26 protein-coding genes are annotated in these 26288 nt (G+C 70.4%); 12 read left to right on the top strand and 14 right to left on the bottom strand.

Features of this window, described 5'->3' with window-relative positions; genetic code table 11:
• Positions 1-46: 46 nt before the first annotated feature.
• Positions 47-589 carry a nicotinamide-nucleotide adenylyltransferase gene (locus ACZ48X_RS16830; protein ID WP_336348605.1) on the bottom strand — a complete coding sequence of 181 codons (543 nt, stop codon included), beginning with the start codon at positions 587-589 and terminating at the stop codon, positions 47-49.
• Between the two features lie 166 nt (positions 590-755).
• On the opposite strand from ACZ48X_RS16830, the gene lonB reads away from it, so the two are divergent.
• The 3 genes from lonB to ACZ48X_RS16845 all read left to right on the top strand — a co-directional run bounded on the left by lonB (position 756) and on the right by ACZ48X_RS16845 (position 4373).
• Positions 756-2894, top strand: a complete 2139-nt coding sequence (gene lonB, locus ACZ48X_RS16835) for an ATP-dependent protease LonB (RefSeq protein WP_336348604.1) — start codon at positions 756-758, stop codon at positions 2892-2894.
• Between the two features lie 6 nt (positions 2895-2900).
• Entirely contained in the window at positions 2901-3878 is a 978-nt protein-coding gene (locus ACZ48X_RS16840) for a CPBP family intramembrane glutamic endopeptidase (protein ID WP_336348603.1), read from the top strand.
• Between the two features lie 84 nt (positions 3879-3962).
• Positions 3963-4373, top strand: coding sequence for a hypothetical protein (locus ACZ48X_RS16845; protein ID WP_336348602.1), 411 nt, complete (start codon positions 3963-3965; stop codon positions 4371-4373).
• Between the two features lie 55 nt (positions 4374-4428).
• Here ACZ48X_RS16845 and ACZ48X_RS16850 read toward each other — a convergent pair whose 3' ends face one another.
• The 3 genes from ACZ48X_RS16850 to ACZ48X_RS16860 form a co-directional block, all read right to left on the bottom strand.
• A complete protein-coding gene (locus tag ACZ48X_RS16850; RefSeq protein ID WP_336348601.1) occupies positions 4429-5646 on the bottom strand; it encodes an MFS transporter in 1218 nt (405 codons plus the stop codon).
• A 131-nt stretch (positions 5647-5777) separates the two neighbouring features.
• A complete protein-coding gene (locus ACZ48X_RS16855) occupies positions 5778-6248 on the bottom strand; it encodes an MGMT family protein (protein ID WP_336348600.1) in 471 nt (156 codons plus the stop codon).
• 89 nt (positions 6249-6337) lie between these two features.
• A complete protein-coding gene (locus ACZ48X_RS16860; RefSeq protein ID WP_336348599.1) occupies positions 6338-6799 on the bottom strand; it encodes a DUF7347 domain-containing protein in 462 nt (153 codons plus the stop codon).
• Between the two features lie 107 nt (positions 6800-6906).
• Here ACZ48X_RS16860 and ACZ48X_RS16865 point away from each other — a divergent pair, with 107 nt between their 5' ends.
• On the top strand, positions 6907-8205 hold the full coding sequence (locus ACZ48X_RS16865; RefSeq protein WP_336348598.1) for an MFS transporter: 1299 nt from the start codon (positions 6907-6909) through the stop codon (positions 8203-8205).
• A 28-nt stretch (positions 8206-8233) separates the two neighbouring features.
• On the opposite strand, the gene ACZ48X_RS16870 is transcribed toward ACZ48X_RS16865, so the two are convergent.
• Together ACZ48X_RS16870 and ACZ48X_RS16875 are read right to left on the bottom strand one after the other, a co-directional pair.
• Positions 8234-9205: an alpha/beta fold hydrolase gene (locus ACZ48X_RS16870; protein ID WP_336348597.1), complete on the bottom strand. Its 972-nt coding sequence runs from the start codon at positions 9203-9205 to the stop codon at positions 8234-8236.
• 112 nt (positions 9206-9317) lie between these two features.
• Entirely contained in the window at positions 9318-10238 is a 921-nt protein-coding gene (locus tag ACZ48X_RS16875; RefSeq protein WP_336348596.1) for an esterase/lipase family protein, read from the bottom strand.
• 123 nt (positions 10239-10361) lie between these two features.
• Here ACZ48X_RS16875 and trpC point away from each other — a divergent pair, with 123 nt between their 5' ends.
• The 6 genes from trpC (at position 10362) to ACZ48X_RS16905 (ending at position 15762) form a co-directional block, all read left to right on the top strand.
• Positions 10362-11222, top strand: coding sequence for an indole-3-glycerol phosphate synthase (gene trpC / locus ACZ48X_RS16880; protein ID WP_336348595.1), 861 nt, complete (start codon positions 10362-10364; stop codon positions 11220-11222).
• Positions 11219-12472, top strand: coding sequence for a tryptophan synthase subunit beta (gene trpB, locus ACZ48X_RS16885; RefSeq protein WP_336348594.1), 1254 nt, complete (start codon positions 11219-11221; stop codon positions 12470-12472). The genes trpC and trpB overlap by 4 nt, the downstream gene beginning before the upstream one ends.
• The gene (gene trpA / locus ACZ48X_RS16890; protein WP_379761779.1) at positions 12472-13371 is read left to right on the top strand and encodes a tryptophan synthase subunit alpha; all 900 of its coding nucleotides are present in this window, start codon (positions 12472-12474) and stop codon (positions 13369-13371) included. Before trpB ends, trpA begins: the two co-directional genes overlap by 1 nt.
• A 47-nt stretch (positions 13372-13418) precedes the next feature.
• Complete coding sequence (locus ACZ48X_RS16895) at positions 13419-14234, top strand: 2-amino-3,7-dideoxy-D-threo-hept-6-ulosonate synthase (RefSeq protein WP_336348593.1); 816 nt, start codon at positions 13419-13421, stop codon at positions 14232-14234.
• A gap of 195 nt (positions 14235-14429) precedes the next feature.
• Positions 14430-15116, top strand: a complete 687-nt coding sequence (locus ACZ48X_RS16900; RefSeq protein WP_336348592.1) for a LiaF transmembrane domain-containing protein — start codon at positions 14430-14432, stop codon at positions 15114-15116.
• An 88-nt stretch (positions 15117-15204) separates the two neighbouring features.
• A complete protein-coding gene (locus ACZ48X_RS16905) occupies positions 15205-15762 on the top strand; it encodes a SprT-like domain-containing protein (RefSeq protein WP_336348591.1) in 558 nt (185 codons plus the stop codon).
• A gap of 27 nt (positions 15763-15789) precedes the next feature.
• Here ACZ48X_RS16905 and ACZ48X_RS16910 read toward each other — a convergent pair whose 3' ends face one another.
• The 8 genes from ACZ48X_RS16910 to ACZ48X_RS16945 all read right to left on the bottom strand — a co-directional run bounded on the left by ACZ48X_RS16910 (position 15790) and on the right by ACZ48X_RS16945 (position 23187).
• The gene (locus ACZ48X_RS16910; RefSeq protein WP_336348590.1) at positions 15790-16374 is read right to left on the bottom strand and encodes a hypothetical protein; all 585 of its coding nucleotides are present in this window, start codon (positions 16372-16374) and stop codon (positions 15790-15792) included.
• 41 nt (positions 16375-16415) lie between these two features.
• Positions 16416-17105: an HAD family hydrolase gene (locus tag ACZ48X_RS16915; RefSeq protein ID WP_336348589.1), complete on the bottom strand. Its 690-nt coding sequence runs from the start codon at positions 17103-17105 to the stop codon at positions 16416-16418.
• Positions 17106-17128: 23 nt separating this feature from the next.
• Complete coding sequence (locus tag ACZ48X_RS16920) at positions 17129-18085, bottom strand: aminotransferase class IV (protein ID WP_336348588.1); 957 nt, start codon at positions 18083-18085, stop codon at positions 17129-17131.
• Positions 18070-18759 (bottom strand): anthranilate synthase component II, encoded by a 690-nt coding sequence (locus ACZ48X_RS16925; protein WP_336348587.1) that lies wholly within the window; start codon positions 18757-18759, stop codon positions 18070-18072. Before ACZ48X_RS16925 ends, ACZ48X_RS16920 begins: the two co-directional genes overlap by 16 nt.
• Positions 18756-20414, bottom strand: a complete 1659-nt coding sequence (pabB, locus tag ACZ48X_RS16930; RefSeq protein WP_336348586.1) for an aminodeoxychorismate synthase, component I — start codon at positions 20412-20414, stop codon at positions 18756-18758. Before pabB ends, ACZ48X_RS16925 begins: the two co-directional genes overlap by 4 nt.
• 58 nt (positions 20415-20472) lie before the next feature.
• Entirely contained in the window at positions 20473-21348 is an 876-nt protein-coding gene (locus tag ACZ48X_RS16935) for a helix-hairpin-helix domain-containing protein (protein WP_464379822.1), read from the bottom strand.
• Between the two features lie 62 nt (positions 21349-21410).
• Positions 21411-22244 (bottom strand): shikimate dehydrogenase, encoded by an 834-nt coding sequence (locus tag ACZ48X_RS16940; RefSeq protein ID WP_336348584.1) that lies wholly within the window; start codon positions 22242-22244, stop codon positions 21411-21413.
• Positions 22245-22341: 97 nt separating this feature from the next.
• Positions 22342-23187, bottom strand: a complete 846-nt coding sequence (locus ACZ48X_RS16945; RefSeq protein WP_336348583.1) for a universal stress protein — start codon at positions 23185-23187, stop codon at positions 22342-22344.
• A 137-nt stretch (positions 23188-23324) separates the two neighbouring features.
• Between ACZ48X_RS16945 and ACZ48X_RS16950 the strand changes: the two genes are divergently transcribed.
• Positions 23325-24737 carry a sodium:calcium antiporter gene (locus tag ACZ48X_RS16950; protein WP_336348582.1) on the top strand — a complete coding sequence of 471 codons (1413 nt, stop codon included), beginning with the start codon at positions 23325-23327 and terminating at the stop codon, positions 24735-24737.
• A gap of 152 nt (positions 24738-24889) precedes the next feature.
• Positions 24890-26272 (top strand): D-aminoacyl-tRNA deacylase, encoded by a 1383-nt coding sequence (locus ACZ48X_RS16955; protein WP_336348581.1) that lies wholly within the window; start codon positions 24890-24892, stop codon positions 26270-26272.
• Positions 26273-26288 lie beyond the last annotated feature (16 nt).

The raw sequence follows: 26288 nt of genomic DNA on the forward strand, positions 1-26288 counted from the left end.
CGAACGCCCGACACCGCTCCCGCCGGCGGTCGACGAACGCCGCCGGTCAGTCCCGGTCGCCCTTCCCGCCGCTCGACCCGTTCGAGTCCGTCTCCGCGACCTGCTGGATGCGGTCCACGCCCTCGATCTCGTCGATGACGTCCGCGGCCGCGTCCGGGACGAGCGACCGCCAGTCCTCGCCCGCTATCATGCGGTCGCGGACCTCCGTGCCCTCGAGGACGTCGCGGTTGAACATCGGCGACTGCCGGACCTCGATACCCGCCTCCGAGAACAACCGGATGACGAGCGGGTTGTTCGAGTACGCGACGTCGAACGCCGGGGACATCGACTGGACGTGACTCACCCACACCGAGTTCCGGTCGAGGTCCTCGATGGGGACCGCGTACGTCGTCATGTCGAACTCGCGCAGGGACTTCGTGAGCATCATGATGCGCTCCCCGGCGGTGAACGGGTCGTGGGTCGTGTGGGAATCACCGGCGCTCCCGATGCCGAGAACGAGCTCGTCGACGTCCTCCGCGATCTCGGCGACCATGCTATGGTGCCCGTTGTGGTAGGGCTGGAAGCGACCGATGTAGAAACCCCGCGTCATGTCTCACCCTGCACGACGCTGATTTATAACGGTGCTGGAAGACGCTCGACGCGTGAACCGGACGTAGGAGGCGTCTCGACGGCGAAAAGTCCATGCGGGTGGCGCGATGGGTAGGAGGAAAGTATATCAGTCCGAATCCCTTCCGTTCGATTAGCGAATCACTTCTATGAGCAAAGACAGCGACACCACCGACGGACGCCCCGAATCGACCGACGAGGTCGAGGAGGGGAGCGGTCAGCCGGACACGGACGTCCCCCGGGACGAGCACCCGGACCTGGGCGTCCCCGGCGGCCCCGAAACCGGAGTCGACGACTCCGGCGAGTCCGACGCTGGCTCCGACGAACCGACCGGCCCGGACATCGACCGGCTCGGGAGCGACGTCGAAGTCGACGCAGAGATAGACGAGGAGGTCGCCGACGACGACCTCCTCGGTGGCCTCCAGATCGAGAGCACCGACGAGATCGAGGTCCCCGAACGACTCGTGGATCAGGTCATCGGCCAGGACGAGGCGCGCGACATCGTCAAGAAGGCCGCGAAGCAGCGCCGCCACGTGATGATGATCGGCTCCCCGGGGACGGGGAAGTCGATGCTCGCGAAGGCGATGAGTCAACTCCTCCCGAAGGAGGACCTCCAGGACATCCTCGTCTACCACAACCCCGACGACGGGAACGCGCCGAAGGTCCGAACGGTTCCCGCGGGGAAGGGCGACCAGATCATCGAGGCGCACAAGGAGGACGCCCGCAAGCGCAACCAGATGCGGCAGTTCCTCATGTACATCATCGTCGCGGTCGTGCTGGGGTACGCGCTCATCCAGGGCAGCCTCCTGCTGGGTATCCTCGCGGCTGGGGTCGTGTTCCTCGCATTCCGGTACTCGAGCCGGTCGACGGACTCGATGATCCCGAACCTCGTGGTGAACAACTCCGACCAGCAGACGGCGCCGTTCGAGGACGCGACCGGTGCGCACGCCGGTGCGCTCCTCGGTGACGTCCGCCACGACCCGTTCCAGAGCGGTGGGATGGAGACGCCGAGTCACGACCGCGTCGAACCCGGCGCCATCCACAAGGCGAACAAGGGCGTGCTGTTCGTCGACGAGATCAACACGCTCGACATCCGCAGCCAGCAGAAGCTCATGACGGCCATCCAGGAGGGGAAGTTCTCCATCACGGGCCAGTCTGAGCGGTCGTCTGGTGCGATGGTGCAGACCGAACCCGTTCCCTGCGACTTCATCATGGTCGCGGCGGGGAACCTCGACGCGATGGAGAACATGCACCCGGCGCTCCGCTCCCGCATCAAGGGGTACGGGTACGAGGTGTACATGGACGACACCATCGAGGACACCCCGGAGACGCGCCGGAAGTACGCGCGCTTCATTGCGCAGGAGGTCGAGAAGGACGGGCGGCTCCCGCACTTCACGCGTTCGGCGGTCGAGGAGATCATCCTCGAAGCCCGGCGTCGCGCGGGCCGCAAGGAGCACCTCACCCTCAAACTGCGCGACCTCGGCGGACTCGTTCGCGTGAGCGGTGACATCGCTCGCGCGGAGGACCGCGAGCACACGACGCGGGAGGACGTCCTGCGTGCGAAGCGCCGGAGTCGCTCCATCGAGCAGCAGCTCGCGGACGACTACATCGAGCGCCGCAAGGACTACGAGCTCACCGTTTCGGAGGGCGACGTGGTCGGTCGCGTGAACGGTCTCGCGGTCATGGGCGAGGACTCCGGTATCGTCCTCCCCGTGATGGCCGAGGTCGCGCCCTCGCAGGGCCCCGGGCAGGTCATCGCCACCGGGAAACTGCAGGAGATGGCGGAGGAGGCAGTGCAGAACGTCTCCGCGATCATCAAGAAGTTCAGCGACGAGGACATCAGCGAGAAGGACATCCACATCCAGTTCGTGCAGGCGGGCCAGCAGGGTGTGGACGGCGACTCCGCGTCCATCACGGTCGCGACCGCCGTCATCTCCGCACTCGAGGAGGTCCCCGTGGACCAGAGTCTCGCGATGACGGGGTCGCTCTCGGTGCGCGGTGACGTCCTCCCCGTCGGTGGCGTCACGCACAAGATCGAGGCTGCGGCGAAGGCGGGCCTCGACACGGTCATCATCCCGGCTGCGAACCTGCAGGACGTGATGATCGAGGACGAGTACGAGGAGATGATCGAGGTCATCCCCGTGAACCACATCAGCGAGGTCCTCGAGATCGCGCTGACGGGTGAGACGGAGAAGGACTCGCTCGTCGACCGCCTGAAGAACATCACCGGGAAGGCCCTCGAACAGAAGGTCGGCCGGACCGGGAGCGGGTCGCCGAGCCCGCAGTAACGCGCCGTGACGGCGTGGACGGCGTTCGCGTCGGTCGCGGGCGTCGTCACCGTTCTCTTGTTGCTTGCGTCGCATACGACCAGCCAGCGCTTCGGTGACTCGGACGACGTCGAGGCGGGAACCGGCTACGAGCGGGTCGGCGTCGAGGCGGGAACCGGCGAGGAACCGGTCGATAGCGAGACGGTGGAGACAACTGGGGTCGACGCGGTCGATAGCGAGACGGTGGAGACGACTGGGGTCGACGCGGTCGATAGCGAGACGGTGGAGACGACCGAGGTCGATCCGGATGCGGTCGCGGCGGTCGCGCCCCGCGAGTTCGGGGCGGACGTCGAGGTCGAGGACGCGGTCGCGGTACCGGGCGTCCGCGAGCGAGTGCTAGCGCGGTCCGGGGAGCCGGCGCTCTCGCAACCGATGTTGTTGTTGAACGTGGCGTTCTCGCAGGGCGTGTTCGCGGTCGTTCTCGTCGCTGCGGCGGTGCTCGCGGAGGTTCCGCGTGGCGCGCTCGGAGTCGGGGACGCCGACCTCTCCGGCGGGTTGCTGGTGGTCGGTGTCGCGCTCGGCGTGGCGTTGTACGCGGTGAACGAGGCGGGAAGTTCGCTCGCGGACGCGGCGGGCTTCGGGCGGAGCGAGGAGTTGCGGGAGTTGCTCGCGCCGACGTCGCGAGCCGGCTGGGTCGTCCTCCTCGGTGGCGTCCTCCCGATCGTCGCCGCGTTCGAGGAACTCCTGTTCCGCGGGGTGCTCGTCGGCGCGCTCTCGACCGGGTTCGGCGTGTCGCCGTGGCTGCTCGCGGTCGCGTCCTCGGTCCTGTTCGGACTCGGGCACGGCGCGCAGGGGCGACTGGGCGTCCTCGTCACGGGCGCTCTCGGCGTCGTCCTCGCGGCAGCGTTCGTGCTCTCGGGCAGCCTCCTCGTGGTCGTGGTCGCGCACTACCTCGTGAACGCGCTCGAGTTCGTCGTCCACGAGGGCGTCCTCGCCGGGGAGTGACGTCGGTCTCCGAGCCGTGACGTCGGTCGGCGCCGCGCCGGCAGAATCGACGCTTTCAGGCGTCTACCGGGTGGAGTGAGTGGCATGAGTGACGGAGACGACGGGCGGGACGACGACGCGAGCGTCGACGAGTCGAGCGTCGCCGAGGCGTCGAGTGCCGAGGAGCCGACCGGCGGGTGGCTGTTGCTCGCGGTACTCGTCACGGGCGTGCTCACGATGCTGCTCGTGGGCGCGCTCCTGGAGGCGCCGGTGGCGACGGAGACGACGGACCTCGGTATCGGGTTCGCGTGGTTGCTCGCCGCGGCGTACGTCGGCTTCCGGATGGAGGGCCGGCCGACGGTGCGTCTCGTCGGGTCGGTGGCGTTCGTCGGTGCGGCGATCTCGCGGTTCGTCGCGCTCCTGTTCCCGAGCACGCTCCTCGAGGCCGTGAGTCTCCTCGGGCTCGTCGTCGGCGCGAGCGCGATGCTCGTCGTCGCCCGCGACCGACGAGAGTAGCGGAAGGACCGACGAGAGGAGCGGCGGGACCGACGGGCGTCGCGTCGCTGCGCGGTCAGTCGGAGGTCGCGGTCGCGTCGACGGCGTCGCCGCTTGCCTCGGGCGTCGAGCTGGAGCGGACCGGGTCGACGGCGAGCCAGATGCCGGCGCCGAGCGCGGCGAGCGCCACGCCGAAGCTGGCGACGCCGTCGACGGCGCCCGCGACGTCGGTGACGCGACCGGCGACTATCTTCCCGGTGCCGGAGACGAGCGAGAGCGCCATCGACGCGCCCGAGAGGACGGTCGCGCGGCCGACGTCGTCGAGGCGGTCGTTCAGGTACTGGTTCTGTATCGGGCGCGTCAGCGTCCTGATCGCGCGGTTCAGGAAGACGACTGGGACGGCGGCGAGCGGGACGACCGCGATGGCCGCGAACGCCACGCCGTAGATGGCGGGGAGGGCGGCGAACGCACCGCCGACGCCGAGTCGGTCCTCGACGGTCCCCGAGAGCGACGCGGCGCCGGCGGACACGAGCTTGAAGCCGGCGTAGAGGACGCCGAGGCCGGCGACTGGGACGCCGACGGCGCGCAGCATCGGTTGCTCGAAGGGACGGGTGGCGGCGAACGCGGTCGCGAACACGGCGGCGTACGCGACGAACCAGCGGACCTCCGGGCGGTGCGCCTGGGCGCGCAGGAGTGCGACGGCGTCGCGGACGCCGAAGCGCTCGTCGTCGCCGGCGGTCTCGACGGCGGGGAACGAGTACAGGATGGGGAGTCCTGCGAGCGCGAGGGCGGCGTTCGCGAGGAACGGCGCCGCGGGTTCGACGGTGTAGAGGACGCCGCCGAGGACGGCGGCGACGGCGCTCGTCCCGAGGACGATGGCGTTCGCGCGACCGTCGACGCGAGCGTACTCGTCCTCGTCGCACGTCGACTGGAGGACCTCGTACAGCCACGCGTCCTGGGTGCCCGAGCGGAACGCCCACCCGGTCGCCCAGACGCCGAACAGGACGAGGTAGCCGGCCTTCGAGGGAACGAACGGGAACGCGACCATGATGGCGGCGCGGACGGCGGCGCCGATGGCGAGGCTCCCGCGTCGGCCGACGAGGTCGCCGAGGTACCCGGTGGGTATCTCGACGGCGACGAGCGAGAACGAGAACGTCGCCGACAGCAGTCCGAGGAACGCCAGGTCGAATCCCTTGTCCTGGAGGAACGCGAAGTAGATGGGGAGGTAGAACCCGGACGCGTTCGTGAGCTTGAACGCGTAGAACCGCGCCACGAGCGAGTTCGGTCGGCTCATACCTAGCTATCGAACCGACAGCAACGTGAACGTTCCCGGAAATTGACTTTTGTAAGCGAGCTTCCGTGATTGCGTTATTGTAGAAGGACTGTCATCCTCTGGCTTCCCGCCTCGACGTCCCCGTCGCCGCGTCAGAGATCCTCGAGCGACCGGAGCTTCTGCTCGACCTGCGGCGGGAGCGCGCTCGGACCGTCCCGTACGCGATGGTCGGGGAAGATGACCGGGAGCGGGTTCTCCGCGAGCGCCTCGCGGACCACGATGACGTCCTCGTCGTCGTCCGCCGACAGCGTCGGCGTCATCTTCGCGAGCTGCTCGACGCTCACCTGTTCACCGTACCCCACCTGTCGGAGCGCCTCCAGGACCTTCCGTTCGCCCGTCGGCACCGTCAGGCCGACCTCGACGTCAGCGAAGTCGTCCTCGCTGATACCCTCGCAGTACCGCTCGAACCGGTCGAGGAGTTCGTAGTCGTCGCTCGCGTGGTCGTCCGGGAACTCCGGGAACGACACCGAGATGACCCGTCCGCTCGCGACACCGAACTGGACGTACCGCTCCAGGTACTCGATCTCTCGCGCGTAGATGCCGGCTGTGTCGGCCGCGTCCATGCCCGAACCGTCGCCCACCACACCCTTGAAGGTTCCTCGTCGCCCGACCGGGACGACCCCCGGATGCGTGGACGCGTCCGCCGGCCCGGTCAGCGCCCGGTCGGCCCGAGGTGGACGTGGTAGAGGCGGTCGCAGTCGTCGTCGCCACAGACCGGACAGGCGTCGTCCCCGGCGCCGACGTCGACGGCGGCGGGCGTCTCGACGTCGACGCGTGCGGCGTTCGCGAGGTCGACCACCCGGGCGCCCTCGGGGGCGAGCGCGTAGCCGTCGTCGGTCCGCTCGACGAAGTAGTCGGTGAGCCGGTCGAGGTGGTAATTGAACCGTCCGGTGTCGCGGACGTCGCTCCGCCGCCGTAACTCGGAGAACGCGAGCGGGCGGTCGGCGTCCGCGAGCGCACGGAGCGCGCGCACGCGGACCTCGTTCCCGAGCACTGCGAGCGGGTCGACCGGGTCGTCGTCGTTCCGCGCGGGCGCCTCGGCGCTTGCCGTACTCGCGTCGTCCGCGGCGTCGTCGACCGACGAGCCGACGTCGCAGTCGTCGTTGCGGGACACGAGCGACGTGTTGTGGCCGCTCGCACTTCGACCTTTTTCCAGTCAACGAACGCACAGAAACGCGTTTCGCGGAACGCCCAAGGGGCCTCCGGGTGTCGATTCCGTCGATGGTCGCACGCGCGCTCCGGTCGCATCTCTCGGTCCTCCGCGTTCCCGCGTTCCGCCGGCTGCTCGGCGGGACCGCGGTCAGCCAGTTCGGCGACGGCCTCTACGCCGTCGCCGCGATGTGGCTCGCGTACAGCCTCACCGACTCCTCCGCCGTCGCCGGCGTCGCCGGGTTCCTCGTCGGCATCCCCGGCGTCTGTCGCGTCCTCGTCGGGCCCGTCGTGGACGACCGACCGCTCGGGCGCGTCCTCGTCGCCTCGGAACTCGCACAGGCCGCGTTCGTGCTCGTCGTCCCGCTCTGGTTCTGGCTGATGGGCGAGTCCGTCGCCGTCGTCCTCGCGACGATGTTCCTCGCCGCGCTCGCGGGCCAGTTCGCCGGCCCCGCACAGAGCGCGACGGTCCCCCGCGTCGTCCACGACGACGACAATCTGGTTCGCGCGAACTCGCTGGCGACCGTCGTCCATCAGGCGACCGACGCCGCCTCCCGTCTCGTCGCCGGCGCGCTCGTCGCCGCGACCAGCGCCGTCGCGCTCTACGTCGCGGACGTCGCGACGTTCCTCGTCGCCGCGCTCGCGTTCCTCGGTCTCGCCGTCCCGGACGACGACGCGAACGCCGACGCGGGCGCGGACGCCGACGACACGGACGCGCCCGAGGTCGGGAGCCGGCTCCGCGAGTACGCCGCGGACGTCCGCGCCGGCGTCGACGTGGTCGCCGGGTCGGCGCTCGCGCCACTGCTCGCCGCGAGCCTGTTCGCGAACCTCCTGTTCGGCGCGGCCTCGGCCGTGCTCCCGGCGTACGCGGACGGCCTCTCGGACGCGGCGGCGTACGGGACGCTGCTGGCGGCGATGTCGGCGGGGCGCGTCCTCGGGTCGATCGCAGCGCCCGCGTTCGAGGACCGCGCGTTCGCGGCGACGAGCGTCCTCGGGTTCGCGGCCGCGGCCGTCGCGTGGGTTGCCGGCGTCTTCGCTGCCGGAGTGGCTGCGACTGGCGCGCTGTTCGGCGCGTCGCGCGTCCCCGTCGGCGTCTACAACGTGAACGTGAAGGCCGTCCTCCAGACGGGCGTCCCGAACGACCACCTCGGTCGGGCGACGGCGACCATCGGCACCGCGAGCGCCGTCGTCGCGCCGCTCGGGATGCTCGCCGGCGGTGCGGTCGGCGAAGCGGTCTCGCCGACGTTCGTCCTGTACGCGAGCGGCGCCGGGTTCGCGCTCACGGCCGCGTACTGGCTCGCATCGCCGACGCTCCGCCGGTTCGGCGCGCCGACGAGCGTCGAGAGCGGCGCGTTCGCGGTCGCCGAGTGACCGCTACCGTCGGCGGAACAGGTCGCGTTCACTCGCCGTCGTCGAGGCGCGCGAGGAACGCGCGGACCTCGGCGAGCGCGGCGTCCTCGGCGGTGAGGACGACGTGATGGCCGGCGCCGGGGACGTGCACGAGTCGACCGTCGGGGAGCGAGTCGGCGAGGTCGAGGTCGCGGACGCGCTCGTCGGTCGGCGAGCCGTCCCGTATCGGGTCGGGGACCGTCGCGTGGTCGCGCCGGAGGACGAGCGCCGGAACCGCCACCTCGGGGAAGACCTCCGCGAGCGCGGGGTAGCCCTGGCGCGGAATCTCGGCGACGTGCTCGCTCTGGCGCTGGTCCGAGCGCGCGAACGTCGCGTACAGCTCCGGCGGGATCTCGTCGACCGCGGACGCGGCGTCCTCGTCGTCGGGGTCCTCGTACGTGGCGAGCAGTTCGTCGAAGGACATCGCGAGCTCCTCGCGGACGTCCTCGACGATGCCGTCGGCGATCTCGTCGACGTCGAGGTCCGCCATCGAGCGCGTGCCAGCGGGATCTTCCATGACGACGCCGGCGACGCGGTCGGGGTGGTCGGCGGCGGTCTTCGCGACGGTCGACCCGCCCATCGAGTGCCCGTAGAGCACGGGGTCGTCGAGGTCGAGCGCGTCGAGGACGCCGACGAGGTCGGCGACGCGGTCGGCCGGTGCGTACCCCGTCTCTGTGGCGTCGGTGTGGCCGTGCCCGCGAGCGTCGTACGCGACGACGTCGTACTCGTCGGCGAGCGCGTTCACGAGCCGGCGCTTGCAGCGCGCGTCCTCGAAGAACCCGTGCGCGACGACGACCGTCGCACTGGCGTCCTCGGGCGCGGGGCCGACGCGGTAGTACGAGACCGTGATGCCGTTCGCGTCGACGACGCCGTGCGTCCAGCCGTCGGGAACGACGGGAGCGCCGTCCTCGCCGCGGAACGGGTCCGGGGTCGGGTCCGCGTCGACGGCGTCGCGCGTCTGGTCCGCGTCTGGCGGTGTCATAGTCGACCTTTTTCGAGTCGGTCGAATGAAAACTGCGGTTCGGGCGGACGCTCGGGAGAGGCCCGGGCGGTGCCCGATCGTTACCGGGAAGGTCGACGACGCCGTCTGGCGGTCAGTCGAGTCGGTCGATCCAGGCGTCGAAGACGTCGTCGTCCCACACCAGCTGTGCGTGGAACTTGTTGTTCACGAAGACGTTCTTCGCGTTCGGGACGCTCGCGCGTTCCTCGGTGGGGAGTTTCGCGTACTCGTCGTGGTTGATGAGTTCGTCCCAGTCGCTCCAGACGGCGGTGTACTCGACGCTCGCTGCGAGCTGGCCGTCGTTCAGGTCTTGGAGGAAGTCGCTGCCGGGGACCATGTCGCGGCCGCCGGGCGTGATGTACGCGAGGTACGCGACGTACGTCCCCTGGTGGGGGGTGCCGAGGGTGACGAGGTCGTCCACGTCGCTCGCGCCGTCGAGTTTCTCGATGCAGTAGCGGGCGTCGAGGCCGCCCATGCTGTGCGCGACGACGTCGACCTCGTCGCTGTCGGTTCGCTCGTGGACGGTCTGGATGGCGTCGCAGACGTGGGCGGCGTAGTCCTCGGGCGAGTCGACGGTGGAGCCGGGGACGGCGCCGAGGTTCAGGACGAACACCTCGCCGTGCTCGTAGCCGGCGTCGGCGAGGTTGTCGGTCATCTCCTCCCACCACGGCGTGTAGCCGGTGTCGGCGAACCCGTGCACGAGGAGGACGGGTTCGTCGCCCGGTGGCTCGGCGTCCGCCGCGTCGCTGTCGGTCTGGTCGACGTTGCGCTGGTCGACGTTGCGGTGGACCGTGCCGCGCTGTCCGAGGTGGCGCTGGTCGGCGTCAGTGGGGTGGACGCTGGTGGGTTCGGGGTCGATTGGTGCGACGTCGAGTGCGGGCGAGTCGAGGGTCGTCGCTGGTGTCGACCCGGGCGCGTTGGCCGTGCTGGCGGCAGCGAGGGTGGCTGCGCCCGTGGGGGCGAGAACGAGCAGTGCGGCGACGATGGCGACGGTGGCTGTGTGAGTACGTGCCATGTGCACACGGGCCGCACTCGCGGGTTGAACGTAAATTTTTAAACGGACTGTGGTGGTACAAACGGTTTCTCGATGGGCGCGGACGCAAGTCTTATGTACGAATCAGTCGGACAATGTACAAGGATGAACACTAGCTCTGGGCAGGGGCTCGCGCCGGCCGTCGAGCGCATCCTCGACGCCGCACGCACCCGCGACTCGCCGGCCGGCGACCGCGTCGCCGTCGACGCGCGCGACCTCCCCGCCGCGTTCGAGACAGCAACCGCCGCCGGGCGAACACCGCTCATCGCGGAGGTCAAACCGACCAGTCCCACCACCGACGGCACGCGCGACGACGACCCCGTCGAGTTGGCGACCGAGATGGTCGACGGCGGCGCCGCCGCGCTCAGCGTCCTCACCGAACCCGAGCACTTCGGCGGCAGCACCGACTCGCTCGAACGCGTCCGCGACGCCGTCGACGTCCCCGTCCTCCGGAAGGACTTCCTCCTGCGCGAACGCCAACTGGACGCCGTCGAGAGCGACGTCGTCCTCCTCATCGCGCGATTCCTCGGCAGCGAGGACGACCCCGACGCGGGCGTCGAGGGCGCCGACACGCTCGAATCGATGCTCGCAGCGGCCCGCGACCGCGGGTTCCAGGCGCTCGTCGAGGTGCACACCGAAGCGGAACTCGAACGCGCACTCGCCGCCGGCGCTCGCATCGTCGGCGTGAACAACCGCGACCTCGCGAAGCTCGAGGTCGACCTCGGGACGTTCGAGCGCGTCGCCGACGCGGTTCCGGCGGACGCTCGGGGGGACGTCACCCTCATTGCGGAGAGCGGCGTAGCGACGACCGACGACGTCGCGCGGATGCGAGCCGCGGGCGCCGACGCGCTCCTCGTCGGGAGCGCCATCATGGACGGCGACGTCCGCGAGAACACGCGACGGCTCGCGGAAGAGAGTGCGGCGGACGCAGTCGATTCGAGCGATACCACGGAGACAACACAATGACAGCGACGGACGTCAAGTTCGGCGAGTACGGTGGACAGTACGTGCCGGAGGCGCTCATGCCGGCGATCGAGGAGCTCACGGACGCCTACGAGCGGTACGTGCTCGAGAACGAGGACGGCTTCATGGACGAGTTCCGCGAGCGACTGCGGGACTTCGGTGGGCGCCCGACGCCCCTCCAGTACGCCGAGCACCTGAGCGAGCGCTACGACAGCGAGGTCTACCTGAAGCGCGAGGACCTCCTGCACGGTGGGGCGCACAAGCTCAACAACGCGCTCGGGCAGGTCCTGCTCGCGAAGTACATGGGGAAGGAGCGCATCGTCGCGGAGACGGGCGCGGGCCAGCACGGCACCGCGACCGCGATGGCGGCCGCGCACCTCGGGCTCCCCTGCGAGATCTACATGGGGAAGCGCGACATCAACCGCCAGCGCCCGAACGTCTTCCGGATGAAGCTCAACGGGAGCGAGGTCAACCCCGTCACGACCGGTCGCGGGACGCTGAAGGAGGCGATCTCGGAGACGATGCGGGACTGGGCGACGAACGTCGAGGACACGCACTACGTCATCGGGAGCGTCGTCGGCCCGGCGCCGTTCCCGGCGATGGTGCGGGACTTCCAGGCGGTCATCAGCGAGGAGGCCCGCGAGCAGGCCATCGAGCAGACCGGCGGGGTGCCCGATACGGTCGTGGCGTGCGCCGGCGGTGGGTCGAACACGATGGGAACGTTCGCGAACTTCGTCGACGACGACGGGAGCGACGGCGGGACGCGAACGGACCTCGTCGCGGTCGAGGCGGGCGGATCGTCGCTCTCGGTCGACGAGGAGGCGGGCGTGGCGCCGAACTCCGCGTCGCTGTCGACGGGCGACGAGGGCGTGCTGCACGGCGCGCGGACGAAGCTCCTTCAGGACCGCGACGGCCAGATCCTGGAGTCCCACAGCGTCTCCTCGGGACTGGACTACGCGGGCGTCGGCCCGGAGCTCGCGTACCTCGTCGACGAGGGGCGCGTGCGGGCGGCGAACGTCGACGACGACGCCGCGCTGGCCGCGTTCCACCGGCTCTCCCGGTTGGAGGGCGTCATCCCGGCGCTGGAGACGGCGCACGCGTTCGCGTGGGCGGACGAGAACCGCGACGAACTCGGTGAGATAACTGTGATCAACGTCTCCGGGCGCGGCGACAAGGACCTGGAGTCGGTCGTGCAGGAGACCGAGGAGCGCGACGTCGAGGGCGCGGTCGACATGGGGGAGGTGTTCCACTGATGGGTGAGAATGCAGCACTGAAAGATGCCTTCGCGGACGAGCCGGCGTTCGTCCCGTACCTCGCGGCGGGCGACCCGAGCTACGAGGCGAGCCTGGAGTACGTGGAGGCGCTCGAACGCGGCGGCGCGGACGTCATCGAACTCGGCCTGCCGTTCTCGGAGCCGATCGCGGAGGGGCCGACCATCCAGGAGGCCGTGGTGCGGTCGCTCCAGGGCGGGATGACGCCAGAGCGGTTCTTCGAGTTCGTCGAGGACCTCGACGTCGACGTGCCGCTCGTCTGTATGACGTACTACAACCTCATCTATCAGTACGGCGACGAGGAAGGACCACGGCCGTTCGTCGAGAAGGCGGCGTCACTGGGCCTCTCCGGGTTCGTCGTCCCGGACCTGCCCGCGGAGGAGGCCGGGCCGCTCCGGGCGGCGTGCGACGAGTTCGGACTGGACCTCGTGTTCATCGTCGCGCCGACGACCGCGGGCGACCGGCTTGAACGCATCATGAATCAGGTCTCCGGGTACGTCTACGTGCAGGCGAGACTGGGCGTGACGGGCGCGAAGGACGACGTGAGCGACCAGACGGGCGCGAGCCTCTCGCGGCTACGCGAGTGGGACGTCCCGAAGGCGGTCGGGTTCGGTATCAAGTCCGGCGAGCACGCGCGGGAGGTCGTGGCCGCCGGTGCGGACGGCGTCATCGTCGGGAGTGCACTCGTCGACATCGTCGCCGAGGGCCACGAGGATGACACGCCGGTCGCGGAGACCGCGGGACGTCTGGAGTCGAAGGCGCGAGAACTCAAGGAGGGCGCGCTCGCGGGTGCGTCGGACGGGGACGCAGCGGCCGCGGACGCCGAGGAAGCGGGCGGCGACCCCGACGACGAAAGTTTGGCGGAATCGGAACCGACATAACCCGACGTGGCACACGATGACACACTAACGCAGTTCGATTCACGCACATGACACGCGACACACCACACGTAAGCCCGGGGAAACACGCACGACTGGACCGCATCTCGACCGACGGGAACTACCTCGTCGTCCCGATGGACCACGGCATCACCATGGGCGCCGTCAAGGGCCTGAAGGACATCGAGGCGACCATCGACGGGGTCACGCGCGGCGGCGCGGACGCCGTCCTCACGCAGAAGGGCATCGCGCCGCGCGTCCACGACAACAAGAACGGCGCGGGCTTCGTCGTCCACCTGAACGGCTCGACGACCATCGGCCCGGACGAGGCCGACAAGCGCGTCACCGGCACCGTCGAGGAAGCCGTTCGCGCCGGCGCCGACGCCGTGTCCTTCCACATCAACGTCGGCGGCGAGCACGAACCGAACCAGATAGAGGACCTCGCCGAACTCACGCGCGACGCCGACCGCCTCGGGATGCCCGTGCTCGCGATGGCGTACGCTCGCGGCGAGGGCGTCGACTCCACGGACCCGGAAGCGCTCGGGCACGCCGTCCGCCTCGCGGAGGAACTCGGCGCGGACGTCGTCAAGACCGGGTACTCCGGTGACGCCGAGAGCTTCCAGCACGTCGTCGAATCCACGCGCCTCCCCGTCGTCATCGCCGGCGGCGCGAAGGGTACGGACCGCGAGACCGTCGAAGCGGTCCGCGGCGTGATGGACGCCGGCGGCGCCGGCGTCTCCATGGGCCGCAGCATCTTCCAGCACGACGACCCCGAAGCCATCGCCACCGCCATCAGCGCCGTCATCCACGACGACGCCGCCGTCGACGACGCACTCGAACGCGCCGGCCTCCTCGTCGAAGCGTAACGGTAACGCGCTCTTCGCTCGATTCGCTGCGAGGAGATAGCACCCGTCAGCGTAGCTTTATATTCGTTCTCGACGTATCTACAATTGGATATTGCGCCTCGGTCCAGCACCGACGACTCGCGCCGCATCGAACTTCCGTCGCTCGATTCGACGACCAGTCCCGCCATCACCGACGCGCGGTCCGGAGCCCCCATCATGTCCAATTCAGATTCCGTCGTCGTCAGTACCGGCACCCGAAGCAACGGCCGCTGGCTCATCGGTGGGTTCGTCGTCCTCTTCGGCGTCCTCCTCCTGCTCGACACCACCGACACCGTCCCCTTCGACGGGTTCGACGTCCTGCTCGCGAGCGCGTTCGTCGTCTACGGCGCGTACCGCCTCGTCACCACGCGGTTCACGCACCTGTTCTGGCCGATCACGTTCGTGCTCGTCGGCTCGGGCTGGCTGCTCGTCGAGTTCAGCGTCCTCACGGGCGCGGAAGCCGGCCAGTTCTGGCCGCTCCTCGTCGTCCTCTACGGTGCGACGCTCGTCCTCGGCCGCAACCGCAAGAACCGCCTCGTCCGCATGGGCGGTAGTCACGTCGTCGTCGGGAACGTCGACGACGTCGACCGCGACGGCGCGCGGAGCGTGACCGCGGTGTTCGAGGACGCCGACGTCGACCTCCGCGCGGTCGAGCGCGACCCCGACGACCCGCCGCTGGCCGTCGACGTCACCGCCATCTTCGGTGACGCGACCGTTCGCGTCCCCGAGAATTGGGTCGTCGGTATCGACACGACCGCGGTCTTCGGCGAGGTCCGCGACCGCCGCCGCAGCAACCCCAGCGGGTCGCCCGACCTCGTCGTCGACGGCGCCGCCATCTTCGGCGACGTCACCGTCATGGACTGACGGTCGACCCCGTGGACGGCGGGCCACGACCAGCGGTCGCGTCTCCGGAACCAGTTCGTTTTTTGCGACCGATTCCCTCCGTCGTCGCGTGCAGAGTGGGACGCCCGACCCGGACACGCCGCGCGACCTCCTGTCGTACGCTCGCCTCTACGCCGAGAGCGTCGACGTCGACGTCGACCACGACGCCATCGAGTGGGAGGTGTCGAAGCGAGCGCGTCGCCGAGCGGGTGCGTGCTCGTACGACGCGGACTCGGGGACGGTCACGATCCGGTTGACGTGGGACGCCTACGAGCAGTACGGCTGGCGGCAGTTCACGGCCACCATCCGCCACGAGCTCGTGCACGCCTGGGAGTTCCAGCGGTTCGGCGAGGCGGGGCACGGCGAGCGGTTCCGCGAGAAGGCGGCGGCGGTCGACGCGCCACGACACTGCGAGTCCTTCACCGACCCGCGACTGGCGCTCGCGTGCACCGCGAGCTGCGAGTGGCGCGCGGGTCGACATCGCGCCTCGAAACCCGTCAAGCAGCCCGGCGGCTACCGGTGCCCGGACTGCGGCGCGGACGTCAGGGTCGAGCACCTCGCGTCGGGCGTGACGTGGACGGACGCCGCGGGCTACGAGCGAGCGCGCGCCGTCGTCGACGACTGGTGACCGCCCGACTCGACCGGTGACCCCGCACTACCAGGTGCCCCTGGCGAGGCGGACGAGGCCGTCGCCGACGACGAACGCGACCATGCCCGCGAACCCGGCGAGGAGGAGGAACGCGGAGACGAGCGCCGCCGGGTCGAACTCGGCGTTCGCCGGTGCCGTGTCCTGGAACAGGACCGTCACGCCGACGGCGAACGTCGCGGCGCTCGCGGACTGGAGGACGCGGACGACGGCGCGCCCGACGGAGGTGACGTCGCCGTCGGCGAGCGCGACGCGGTAGGCGTCCACGACGGCGTGCACGAGCAGCGACGCGGCCAGCAGCGGGATGGCGACGAGCCCGGTCGTCCAGAAGACGGTGCGGACGACCTCGGGTGCCGACTCCCCGTTCGCCATCGCGAGTCCGGGGAGGCCGAACGCGAGCGCGAGCCCGACGACGCCGACGGCGAGCCAGCAGACGAGCAGGAACTCGACGCGATGGAAGGAGAGCCACGAGCGCACGCCGTCGACCGCGCCGCCGTCGCGGGCGCGCCCCCGGCCACCGTCACCGCCGCTGCCGGGACCGTCGTCGCGCTCGTCGTCGTGGCGCGTGTCGAACTGGCCGCGGGAGCGCGTCATACGTGCACGCTCTGTCGGTCGAAGTAAATGCTTTCTCCTGGCTAGAGGATGTCACGGAGGTCCTCCGGGGCGTCGAGCGTGTGGTGGGGGTCGTGGTCGCCGTCGTTGCTCGCGTCGTCGTAGGGAACCCACGCCGACCGCGCGCCGGCGGCGTGCGCGCCGGCGACGTCCGACGCCTTCGAGTCGCCGACGAGGACGGCTTCGTCGGGCGTGACGCCGAGTTCGTCGACCGCGGCGCGGACGGGTTTCGGGTCGGGCTTCGGTGGCATCCCAGCGGTCGGGTCGCAGAAGACGGTCGCGCCGAACGCGTCCGCGATACCGAGCGCGTCGAGCTTCGTCGACTGGGTGTCGCGGCCGCCGTTCGTGACGAGACCGACGGGGCCGTGCGCGAGCGCCGCGTCGAGCGCGTCGCGAGCACCGTCGCGGAACCGGACCGCCGAGTGGTCGACGAGCGCGTCGTGCGCGTCCGCGAGGTCCCACGACGGCACGGTCGCGGGGTCGACGCCGTCGACGCGCTCGGCGGCGAGGTCGAACAGCGCCGCGAAGAACTCGCGGTCGCTCTCGCACTCGGGCGTCTCCGAGGCGACCGCGGCGAGGTCCACGACCTCGCAGAACGGCTGGACGCCAGCGCGCTCGAACGTCGCCGAGAGCAGATCCTCGGGCGCCTGCGTGGAGACGCACAGCGTCAGGTCGAGGTCGAACAGCACCGCCGCCGGCGAATCCCCGCGCATGCCTGCTCGCAGGGCACCACGCGTCAAGTGTCTTCGGCGTCGCTCGACTCGACGGCGTCGCGTCCCGCCTCGCCGACATCGGCGGGCGGGTCGCCGCCACTGGCGTCGGCGTCGATTCCGCCGTAGTGCCGCGTCTCGACGAGGCGGTCGAACAGGCGCGAGAGGAGGTCGGTGACGGGGCCGCCGCCGACGTCGATGCCGTCGACGGTCGCGACCGGCCGGAGCTCCCACGTCGAGTTCGTGAGGAAGCACTCGTCCGCGCTCCGAACCGCTTCCGGCGCGTACTCGCCGGTGTGAACGGGGACGCCAGCCTGTTCGCGGGCGAGGTCGAGGACGTACGCTCGCGTGATGCCGGGGAGGAGGTCGAGGTCCGCGGCGGGCGTGTGGAGGCCGTCGTCGTCCACCCAGAAGACGTTCGACGCGGCACCTTCGGCGACGTTCCCCGCCTGGTCGCGCAGGAGCGCCTCGTCGGCGCCCGCGACGAGTTCCTCGCGGGCGAGGATGGAGTTCAGGTAGTTGTGCGTCTTCGCCCCCGGCGGGAGCGCGCTCCGCGGCGGCTTGCGCGTCGGGACCGTCTGGAGCGTGGCGGGTTCGTCCCAGACGTCGTCACCCTCTAGGCCGCCGCGCGGGAGCGGTTTGACGTACACGACGACCGTCGGGTCCACGTCCGGGTGCGGGGTGACCGTTCCCGGCTGGCTGCCGCGCGTGATGGAGAGCTTCGCGTACGCGTCCCGCAGGTCGTTCGCGGCGAGCGTCTCGTGGACGCGCGTCGCGAGGTCCCGACGGTCGAGACCGTGGTCCAGGCCGAGCGCGTCGCACGAGCGCTCCAGGCGATCCAAGTGCGCGTCGAGCGCGAACAGCGTCCCCCCGTAGGCTCGCATCGTCTCGAAGACGCCGTCGCCGTACTGGAACCCGCGGTCGTCGACGCTCACCGACGCCTCGCTCCGGTCGACCAGCTCGCCGTCTACGTGGTACTGCACAGGAAGTTCCTCACGAGTTGCTTGCCGACGCGCAGGCTCGGGCGCGCGCCGGCTGGAGTGTTCTCGGCGCTCGATTCGGTCGCGTCGTCCGCGTCCCCGGTCAGGATGCTCTCCGGGTGGAACTGCACGCCGACGTGGGGTTTCTCGCGATGCCGCACCGCCATCAGGGTCGCGCGGTCGTCGCTCGTCGAAGCCGTCTCCACGAGCGTCCCGGGGAGGTCCTCGCGCCTGACCGCGAGCGAGTGATACCGCCCGACGCGCAGGCGCTCCGGGAGGCCCTCGAAGACGCCGCGACCGTCGTGGGAGACGACCGACGGCTTCCCGTGAACGACCTCGGGTGCGTGCCCGACCGGCGCACCGTTGGCCGCGCAGAGCGCCTGATGCCCGAGGCACACGCCGAGCGTCGGAATCGACAGCTCCGAGAATATCGGCGTCGACACGCCCGCGTCCTCGGGCGTGCCCGGCCCCGGCGACACGACGATGCCGTCCGGGTCGAGCGCGCGGACGCCAGCGACGTCGACCGCGTCGTTCCGGCGGACGACGACGTCGCCCGCGAACTCGCCGACGTACTGCACGAGGTTGTACGCGAACGAGTCGTAGTTGTCGACGACGAGGACGCGTGGTTCGCCCGGAACCGGCGGGAGCGACCCCGCGGCCGAGTCCCTCGCCGTCATGGCTCGCCCTCCGTCGTCGTGGGGCGCTCCGAGACGGTGAGGTCGGCGTCCGCGGCGACCGCGTCGTCGACCGCGTGCAGGAGCGCTCGCGCCTTCGCGAGCGTCTCGTCGTACTCGCGCTCGGGGTCGGAGTCGTGGACGACGCCCGCGCCGACGCGGAGGTGGTACTCGTCGCTCCAGCGGACGAGCGTCCGGATGACGATGTTCAGCGTCGCGCGGTCGTCGAACCCGAACGCCGCCATCGCGCCCGTGTACGGCCCACGACGGGTCGACTCCAGTTCCTCGATTATCTCCATCGTCCGCGGCTTCGGCGCGCCCGTGATGGTGCCGCCCGGGAACATCGCTCCGACTGCGTCCGCGAGCCCGACGCCGTCGCGAAGCCGCCCCGTCACGTCCGAGACGAGGTGCATCACCTCGCTGTAGCGGTCGACGCGCCGGTACTCGGCGACGTCGACCGACCCGTACTCGGAGACCTTCCCGAGGTCGTTGCGCTCCAGGTCGACGAGCATCGCGTGCTCCGCGCGCTCCTTCTCGTCGCTCGACAGCTCCGCTTCGAGCGCGTCGTCCTCGGCCGTGTCGCTCCCGCGAGGTCGCGTCCCCGCGATGGGCTCGGTGCGCACGAAGTCGCCGTCGCGCTCCAGGAGGAGCTCGGGGCTCGCTGACACGAGGTCGACGCCGGGGAACTCGACGAGCCCCGAGTACGGCGCCGGGTTGACGCGCCGGAGCGCGTCGTACGCCGCCACCGGATGCACCGCCGCCGGCGCTCGCAGGCGATGCGAGACGTTCGCCTGGAACGTGTCGCCCTCGCGGACGTAGTCCTTCACGGCGCGAACGCGGTCGGCGTACGCCTCGCGGCCCGCGTCGCTCTCGAACGCCGCCGCCTCGGTATCGGCGGCCGGCGCTGGCCCGTGCCCGGGGTCGCCGGTCGTCGCTCGCTCCACGAGCGCCGCGGCGCGCTCGACCGCTGCCGCGTGCACGTCGTCGAGCGCTCGGTCACGATCGGCTCCCGAAGCAGGAACCTCGGGACAGACGGTCACGCGGAGCGTCGTCTCACCGTCGCTCGCGGCGTCGGCGGCACGCCACGCGACGACGGCATCGTACACCCCGACCTGGACGTGCGGCAGGTCGCGGTCGTCGGCCGCGTCGCTCGGCAGCGACTCCAGTTCCCGCGCCAGGTCGTACGACACCCACCCGAACGCGCCACAGGGATACGGTACCTCGCAGTCGCCGCGCGCGAGCGTCTCCCCGTCGAGCACGCCCTCGAGCGCCCGCAGCGACGGCGACCCCGACCCGGGATGCGCGTCCGCGGGCGGGTCCTCGCGCAGTACCGCACCCGGTCGCGCCGAGAAGCGCTCCACGGGGTCGACCGCGAAGTACCCCCAGCCGCCGTCCGCGTCGTCCTCCCCGCCAGTCGCGTTCGCGTCCGCTCCGGTCCCGTCGACGCTCGTCGCACTCGCATCCGCGCCAGTCGCGTCGACGCCGGTCGTCTCGAAGAAGACGCCCCACCGGCCGTCACCGCGGCGCGCGCACCGATACGCGGTCCAGGGGTCCGCGACCGACGCACGCACCTCCACGGGGACGCGAGCGCCCGGCGGCGCGCCCCGAGCGGTCTCGCGGAACGCGGCCGCGTCGGTCGCGACCCGATACGAATCCATACCTGGACCGACGGCACCGCCGCTAAACGGTGTTACGGTGTCGGGGAAGCGAACCGCCTTACTGGCGGGCGTTCGCGCGGTCCACCCACTGCTCGACCCGGCCGGGAGCCAGGTCCGCCGCCTCCGCGACCGCCTCGTGGTCCGCGTCCGCCAGTTCGGCGATCGACGTGACACCGACGTCGACCAGGCGCTCCGCGTACGCCGGCCCGATACCCTTGATGTCCTGGAGTTCCTCGACCGCCGCCTCGTCGTCAGCGGCGTCTTCAGCGTCCTCTTCAGCGGCGTCTTCAGCGCCTTCGCCGTCGTCGCTCTCGCTGTCGGCGTCGTCCTCGTCTTCAGCATCGACGGCGTCGTCCTCGTCGACGTCATCCGCTACCTCCTCGTCGGTGTCCTCGTCTTCGTCCTCGACGTCGTCCGCTTCTTCGACGTCGTCCTCATCGTGTTCCTCCGCTTCCTCGTCTTCGACTGCTTCTTCGTCGGGTTCATCGTCGACGTCGTCTTCGTCGGCTTCCTCGACGTCGTCTTCGACTGCTTCTTCGTCGGGTTCATCGGCGACGTCGTCTTCGTCGGCTTCCTCGACGTCGTCTTCGACTGCTTCTTCGTCGGGTTCATCGTCGACGTCGTCTTCGTCGGCTTCCTCGACGTCGTCTTCGACTGCTTCTTCGTCGGGTTCATCGTCGACGTCGTCTTCGTCGGCTTCCTCGTCCGTTTCTTCGTCTTCGCCGTCGACGCCTTTGACGGCGGCTTCGTTCGCGGCATCGGCTTCCTCTCGCTCTCGTTCGACCGTGACGCCGACGTCCCCGGACCGCTGACTGGCGCGGTCGTCGTCGTCGCCGAGACCCAATACAGACTTCAGTTTCGATAGCAGTCCCATTGGGGGACACTGGAACCCCACCGGACTTAAAAGCGACTCACGGCGACCAGCTTGCGGCACACGCCCCTTCGGCCGGCTGCGGTAAGGCCACGTTACCGGCAGCGAGCCGCGGCCGTGGGATGCTACGCGTCGAGGTGCGCGCGGAGCGCGGCGTTCATCGCGTCGACGGGCGCGTCCTCGCCGGTCCAGTGCTCGAACGCTGCCGCGCCCTGGTGGAGGAGCATCCACGCGCCGTCGACGGTCGTCGCACCCGCCGCCGCCGCGTCCCGGAGCAGGCGCGTCTCCAGAGGCGCGTAGACGGCGTCGAGCACCACGAGACCCTCGTGGAGCGCGCTTGCGGGGACGGGCGTCTCGTCCGACTCCATCCCGACGCTCGTCGCGTTCACGAGGACGTCCGCGTCCGCCAGCCACCCGTCGAGCGCGTCGAGGCCGCCGCCGGTCGCGGTCGCGCCCCCGACTTCGCGTTCCACCGCCGCGGCGAGGTCGGTCGCGCGACTCGCCGTCCGGTTCGCGACCCGGACCGACGCGCCCGCGTCCGCCAGCCCGAACGCGACCGCCCGGCCAGCGCCGCCAGCGCCGACGACCACCGCCGTCGCGCCCGATAGCGAGGCGTCGCCCTGCTCGCGGAGCGCGCGAACCGCGCCCTCGACGTCCGTGTTGTGGCCCGTCACCTGTTCCCCCGAGAAGTCGAGCGTATTCACCGCGCCGACCGCCGACGCCAGGTCGTCCGTCGCCACCGACGGCAGCGCAGCCACGTCCTGCTTGAACGGCACCGTCACGTTCAACCCAGCGACCCCGAGCGCCCCAGCGCCCTCGACGGCCGCCGCGACCGCATCCTCCGCGGGTTCGAACGTCACATAGCGCGCGTTCAACCCCAGTGTGTCGTACGCCGCCTCGTGCATCGGTGGCGACAGCGAATGCCCGACGGGATTCCCGATCAGGCCGTACACGTCCATAGCGAGAGCGTCGCGACCGCCGACCAAAAGCGATGCGGGCGCGGCGAGAACCGACGCGACCAACTGGCGGTCTGGACCTGGCCGTCACCGCGCTCGGTCAGTCCCCGCCGGGAACCACGAGCACCGGGACGTCGACGGTCCGGAGGACGCGGTCGGTCGTACTCCCGAGCAGCTGGCCCGCGAACGACCCCTCGCCCGTGGACGCCATCGCGACCAGGTCCACGCCCGCGTCCTCGACGTACGCCGCGATCTCCGCGGACGGCGTGCCCGTCCGAACCGCCTGCTCGATGGCGAGCGAATCGTCGCGAGCGGACTCCTCGCACGCCGCCGCGAACACGTCCAGTTCGTGTTCGGCGTCCGCGACGAGCCGGTCGACGTACGCGTCGTCGACGCCACCAGCGTTGAACGGCCCCGCCTCGTACGCGACGTCGACGACCGAAAGCAGGTGCAGAACCGCGTCGTACGTCGACGCGAGGTTCACGCCCGGCCGGACGGCGGCGCGAGCAGCGTCGCTCCCGTCGGACGTCACCAGGACGTCGTCGTACTCCCCGAGTCCACTCCCCCGACCGGGGACGGTGAGGACGGCGCGGTCTGTCGCCCGGAGCACGCGCTCCGTGACGCTCCCAAGGAACCGCTCCTCGAGGTTCGTGTGCCCGTGCCGTCCCATCGCGATGACGTCCGCGTCGACGTCCTCGGCGGCCTCCATGATAGCGACACGCGGCTGCTCGGTCGCCACGCGCGTCTGCACCGTCACTCGCGACGACGCGCCGATCTCGGCGACGTCCTCCACGACCGCCTCCGCGTCCGCGGTCGACAGCTCGCCGGCCGCCGCGACGACCACCGTCGCCGTCGCGTCGTACGTCGCCGCCAGCTCCACGCCGGCGCGCGCCGCTCGCGTCCCGCAGTCGCTCCCGTCCGTCGCGATGAGTACGTGCTCGAACATGCCTTACGGGAGCGTTCGCGCACCCACCACAAAAACGCGCCGCCGCACCGTCACCGAACGGTCGCGTGCCTGCGAACCTCTCGCGCGTCGCCTCCGTAAATCGCAAGGGTTACTTGTACTTTCACGGACGTTCAGGTATGCTCAAAGACCGGCTTCGTCATCCGCTGGTCGCCCTCGTCTTCGCCGCGCTCCTCACCGCACCCTGGGTGAGCGTGGAGCTCCTGGGTGGCCCCGAGGCGTTCGGCCTCGGCAACCTCACGACAGTCGCGGTGAGCGGTGTCGCCGTCCTCGGCGCGTCGTTTATGCTCGCGTGGGGCGCCGAGACCGCCGAGAAGGACGTTCCGCGAGCGTTCGCCATCGCCGTGCTCGCCGTGCTCGCAGTCGCGCCCGAGTACGCCGTCGACGCGCTCTACGCGTGGGGCGCCGGCTCGGGCGGCGCGACTGCCGACGCGTGCGCGCAGTTCAGCGCCGAGACCATCTCGAACGCCGAGACCGGCCTCGCCGCCGCGTGTAACGACGCGAACCTCGCGGTCGCGAACATGACGGGCGCGAACCGCATCCTCATCGGCCTCGGCTGGTCCGGTATCGCGCTGTTCACCGTCTACCGCGCCGGCAGCGCGAAGGACCCTGCCGTGGAGGACGCCGACGGCTTCCTCGCGAACAAGGTCCACCTGGACCGCGACCTCGGCCTCGAGATCGTCTTCCTCCTGCTCGCCACCGCGTTCGCGTTCGCCGTCCCGCTGTTCGGCGGCATCGACGTCGTCGACACGCTCGTCCTCGTCGGGCTCTACATCGCGTACATCGCCATCATCGTCCGCGGCGACGTCGAGGACCACGAGGAACAGGTCGGCGTGCCCGCGTACCTCCAGAAGCGGTCGTTCCCCGTCCGCACCGCCTCCTCGATCACGCTGTTCCTCTACTCCGGCCTCATGATCTACACCGCCGTGCATCCGTTCGCGCACGGCCTGGAGCTCATCGGCGTCGACTACGGCATCCCGAAGTTCTTCATGATCCAGTGGGTGGCGCCGCTCGCTTCCGAGAGTCCGGAACTCATCGTCGTCGCGTACCTCGTGAACAAGGCTCGCTCCACTGCGGGGTTCAACGCGCTCATCTCCTCGAAGCTCAACCAGTGGACGCTCCTCATCGGGACGCTCTCGGTCGTGTACTCCATCGCGTACGGTGACGTCGGGACGCTTCCGTTCGACGACAAGCAGACTGCGGAGATCTGGATCACGGCCGCCCAGAGCCTGTTCGCCATCGCCATCATCACGAACTTCGAGATCTCGGTCCGGGAGGCGGTGGTGCTGCTCGTGCTGTTCGTCTCGCAGGTCGTCGCCGAGTACGCGGTCATCCTCACGACCACGAGTCACGCCGCCGAGACGGAACTCAGTATGCTCATCCTCTACGCGTACACGGTCGTCTATCTCGTGCTCGCGCTGGGGCTGTTCTGGGGTCGCCGCGGCGACGTCCAGAGTATCTTCGCGCAGAGCGCGACCACCGCCCGGGACGCGTTCAGCTCGAAGAGCGCTCCAGCCGAAGGAGCCGACTGACTGACTCGTCTGGCATACGGCCGCCTCCAGGCGGCCGTTTCTGGTAAACTGATTCTTCACCCATTCGGCGGCCGCGAGGGTTCTGGTGGTCCGTTGCTGTTGGTCGTGCGGGAATCGACTCTTTCTTGGCTGCGTCGGCGTTACGATGGGTCGTGATTGGGATCGTCGTCAGTCGTGCGGACGAGGCGTCGACGCACGTCGCCGAGCACTTGCTGGGCCTCGTGGACTGGACGGAGTCGATGGACGATTCGCGGCCGGACGCGGCGGGCGGTGGGGTCGTCTATCGTCATGGTGCGTTCGAGCTTCGGGAGTTCGACGCGCTGCATCTGGAATTGGATGGCGTCGCGGGTGCGTTCTCGGAGCGGCCGTCGCTGGTGGCGTTCGCGTCCCGGCATTCGGGCGAGACGGGGCCGCTCCTCACGGCGCACTTCACGGGGAACTTCGGGCCGGCGGAGTACGGTGGGGAGCCGAACGCGGTCGCGGCGGCGGCGCCGGGCGCGCAGGCGGCGCTCGTCGAGTCGTTCGACGAGTACGCGCCCGAGGGGTACGAGGTCGGGATGGAGTGCACGCATCACGGGCCGACCGCCGTCGGCTGTCCGTCGTTGTTCGTCGAACTCGGGAGCGGCGAGGACGAGTGGCGGGACCCGGCGGGTGCGGAGGCGGTGGCGCGAGCCATCCTCGACCTCTCCGCGTTCGACGGCGACGGGAGTGCGGAGTCGAGCGGTGAGCGCGCGACCGACGGCGAGCGGTCGGTGATGGGCGAGCGGACGGTCGTCGGGTTCGGTGGCGGGCATTACGTGCCGCGGTTCGAGCGCGTGGTCCGCGAGACGGCGTGGACGGTCGGGCACGTCGCCGCGGACTGGGGGTTGGACGCGATGGGCGACCCGGGCGACCATCGCGACGTCATCGAGGCGGCGTTCGCGGCGAGTGGCGCGGAGCACGCGCTCGTCGAGGGGTCGCGGCCGGCGCTCGAGGCGGTCGTCGCGGACCTCGGGTATCGCGTGGTGAGCGAGACGTGGCTGCGGGAGGTCGGCGACCGCGACCTGGACGTCGTCGCCGCGGTCGAAGGGGAACTCGGTGCGGTCGCGGACGGCGTCCGGTTCGGTGACCGTCGACTCGACGACGCCGAGGGCTGGGTCACCCGGTCGCTCCCGGACGACCTTCTGGCGGCCGCGCGAGCGGTCGACGCCGACCGCACGCGGTCGCTCGTCGACCGCGAGACCGTGGCGTTCCAGACGCGCAACAGCGGGTCGCAGGTCCGTGGTCGCGCCGCGTTCCCGGACGACGACGCGTACGACGCGCTCGTCGACGGACTCGCCGGCGTGCTCGACGCGGACTACGACGACGTCCGGCGGGAGGACGACCGCGTGGTCGCGTCGAAGGACGCGTTCGACCCGCGACGCGCACACCAGGAAGGCGTGCCCGAAGGCCCGAAGTTCGGGCGGCTCGCGAGCGGCGACGCCGTCGAGGTCGACGGGGAGCGCATCGACCCCGACGACGTCACCACCCACCAGGAGGACGTGTTCGAGCTCTAACTACTTTCTCGGTAAG

The organism is Halorubellus litoreus (assembly GCF_055378595.1).

Excerpts from the sequence above, each read along its gene's own strand:
- ACZ48X_RS16830 (WP_336348605.1), bottom strand. The coding sequence starts at position 589 with ATGACGCGGGGTTTCTACATCGGTCGCTTCCAGCCCTACCACAACGGG.
- lonB (WP_336348604.1), top strand. The coding sequence starts at position 756 with ATGAGCAAAGACAGCGACACCACCGACGGACGCCCCGAATCGACCGAC.
- ACZ48X_RS16845 (WP_336348602.1), top strand. The coding sequence starts at position 3,963 with ATGAGTGACGGAGACGACGGGCGGGACGACGACGCGAGCGTCGACGAG.
- ACZ48X_RS16850 (WP_336348601.1), bottom strand. The coding sequence starts at position 5,646 with ATGAGCCGACCGAACTCGCTCGTGGCGCGGTTCTACGCGTTCAAGCTC.
- ACZ48X_RS16855 (WP_336348600.1), bottom strand. The coding sequence starts at position 6,248 with ATGGACGCGGCCGACACAGCCGGCATCTACGCGCGAGAGATCGAGTAC.
- ACZ48X_RS16865 (WP_336348598.1), top strand. The coding sequence starts at position 6,907 with ATGGTCGCACGCGCGCTCCGGTCGCATCTCTCGGTCCTCCGCGTTCCC.
- ACZ48X_RS16870 (WP_336348597.1), bottom strand. The coding sequence starts at position 9,205 with ATGACACCGCCAGACGCGGACCAGACGCGCGACGCCGTCGACGCGGAC.
- ACZ48X_RS16875 (WP_336348596.1), bottom strand. The coding sequence starts at position 10,238 with ATGGCACGTACTCACACAGCCACCGTCGCCATCGTCGCCGCACTGCTC.
- trpC (WP_336348595.1), top strand. The coding sequence starts at position 10,362 with ATGAACACTAGCTCTGGGCAGGGGCTCGCGCCGGCCGTCGAGCGCATC.
- trpB (WP_336348594.1), top strand. The coding sequence starts at position 11,219 with ATGACAGCGACGGACGTCAAGTTCGGCGAGTACGGTGGACAGTACGTG.
- trpA (WP_379761779.1), top strand. The coding sequence starts at position 12,472 with ATGGGTGAGAATGCAGCACTGAAAGATGCCTTCGCGGACGAGCCGGCG.
- ACZ48X_RS16895 (WP_336348593.1), top strand. The coding sequence starts at position 13,419 with ATGACACGCGACACACCACACGTAAGCCCGGGGAAACACGCACGACTG.
- ACZ48X_RS16900 (WP_336348592.1), top strand. The coding sequence starts at position 14,430 with ATGTCCAATTCAGATTCCGTCGTCGTCAGTACCGGCACCCGAAGCAAC.
- ACZ48X_RS16910 (WP_336348590.1), bottom strand. The coding sequence starts at position 16,374 with ATGACGCGCTCCCGCGGCCAGTTCGACACGCGCCACGACGACGAGCGC.
- ACZ48X_RS16915 (WP_336348589.1), bottom strand. The coding sequence starts at position 17,105 with ATGCGCGGGGATTCGCCGGCGGCGGTGCTGTTCGACCTCGACCTGACG.
- ACZ48X_RS16925 (WP_336348587.1), bottom strand. The coding sequence starts at position 18,759 with ATGACGGCGAGGGACTCGGCCGCGGGGTCGCTCCCGCCGGTTCCGGGC.
- pabB (WP_336348586.1), bottom strand. The coding sequence starts at position 20,414 with ATGGATTCGTATCGGGTCGCGACCGACGCGGCCGCGTTCCGCGAGACC.
- ACZ48X_RS16940 (WP_336348584.1), bottom strand. The coding sequence starts at position 22,244 with ATGGACGTGTACGGCCTGATCGGGAATCCCGTCGGGCATTCGCTGTCG.
- ACZ48X_RS16945 (WP_336348583.1), bottom strand. The coding sequence starts at position 23,187 with ATGTTCGAGCACGTACTCATCGCGACGGACGGGAGCGACTGCGGGACG.
- ACZ48X_RS16950 (WP_336348582.1), top strand. The coding sequence starts at position 23,325 with ATGCTCAAAGACCGGCTTCGTCATCCGCTGGTCGCCCTCGTCTTCGCC.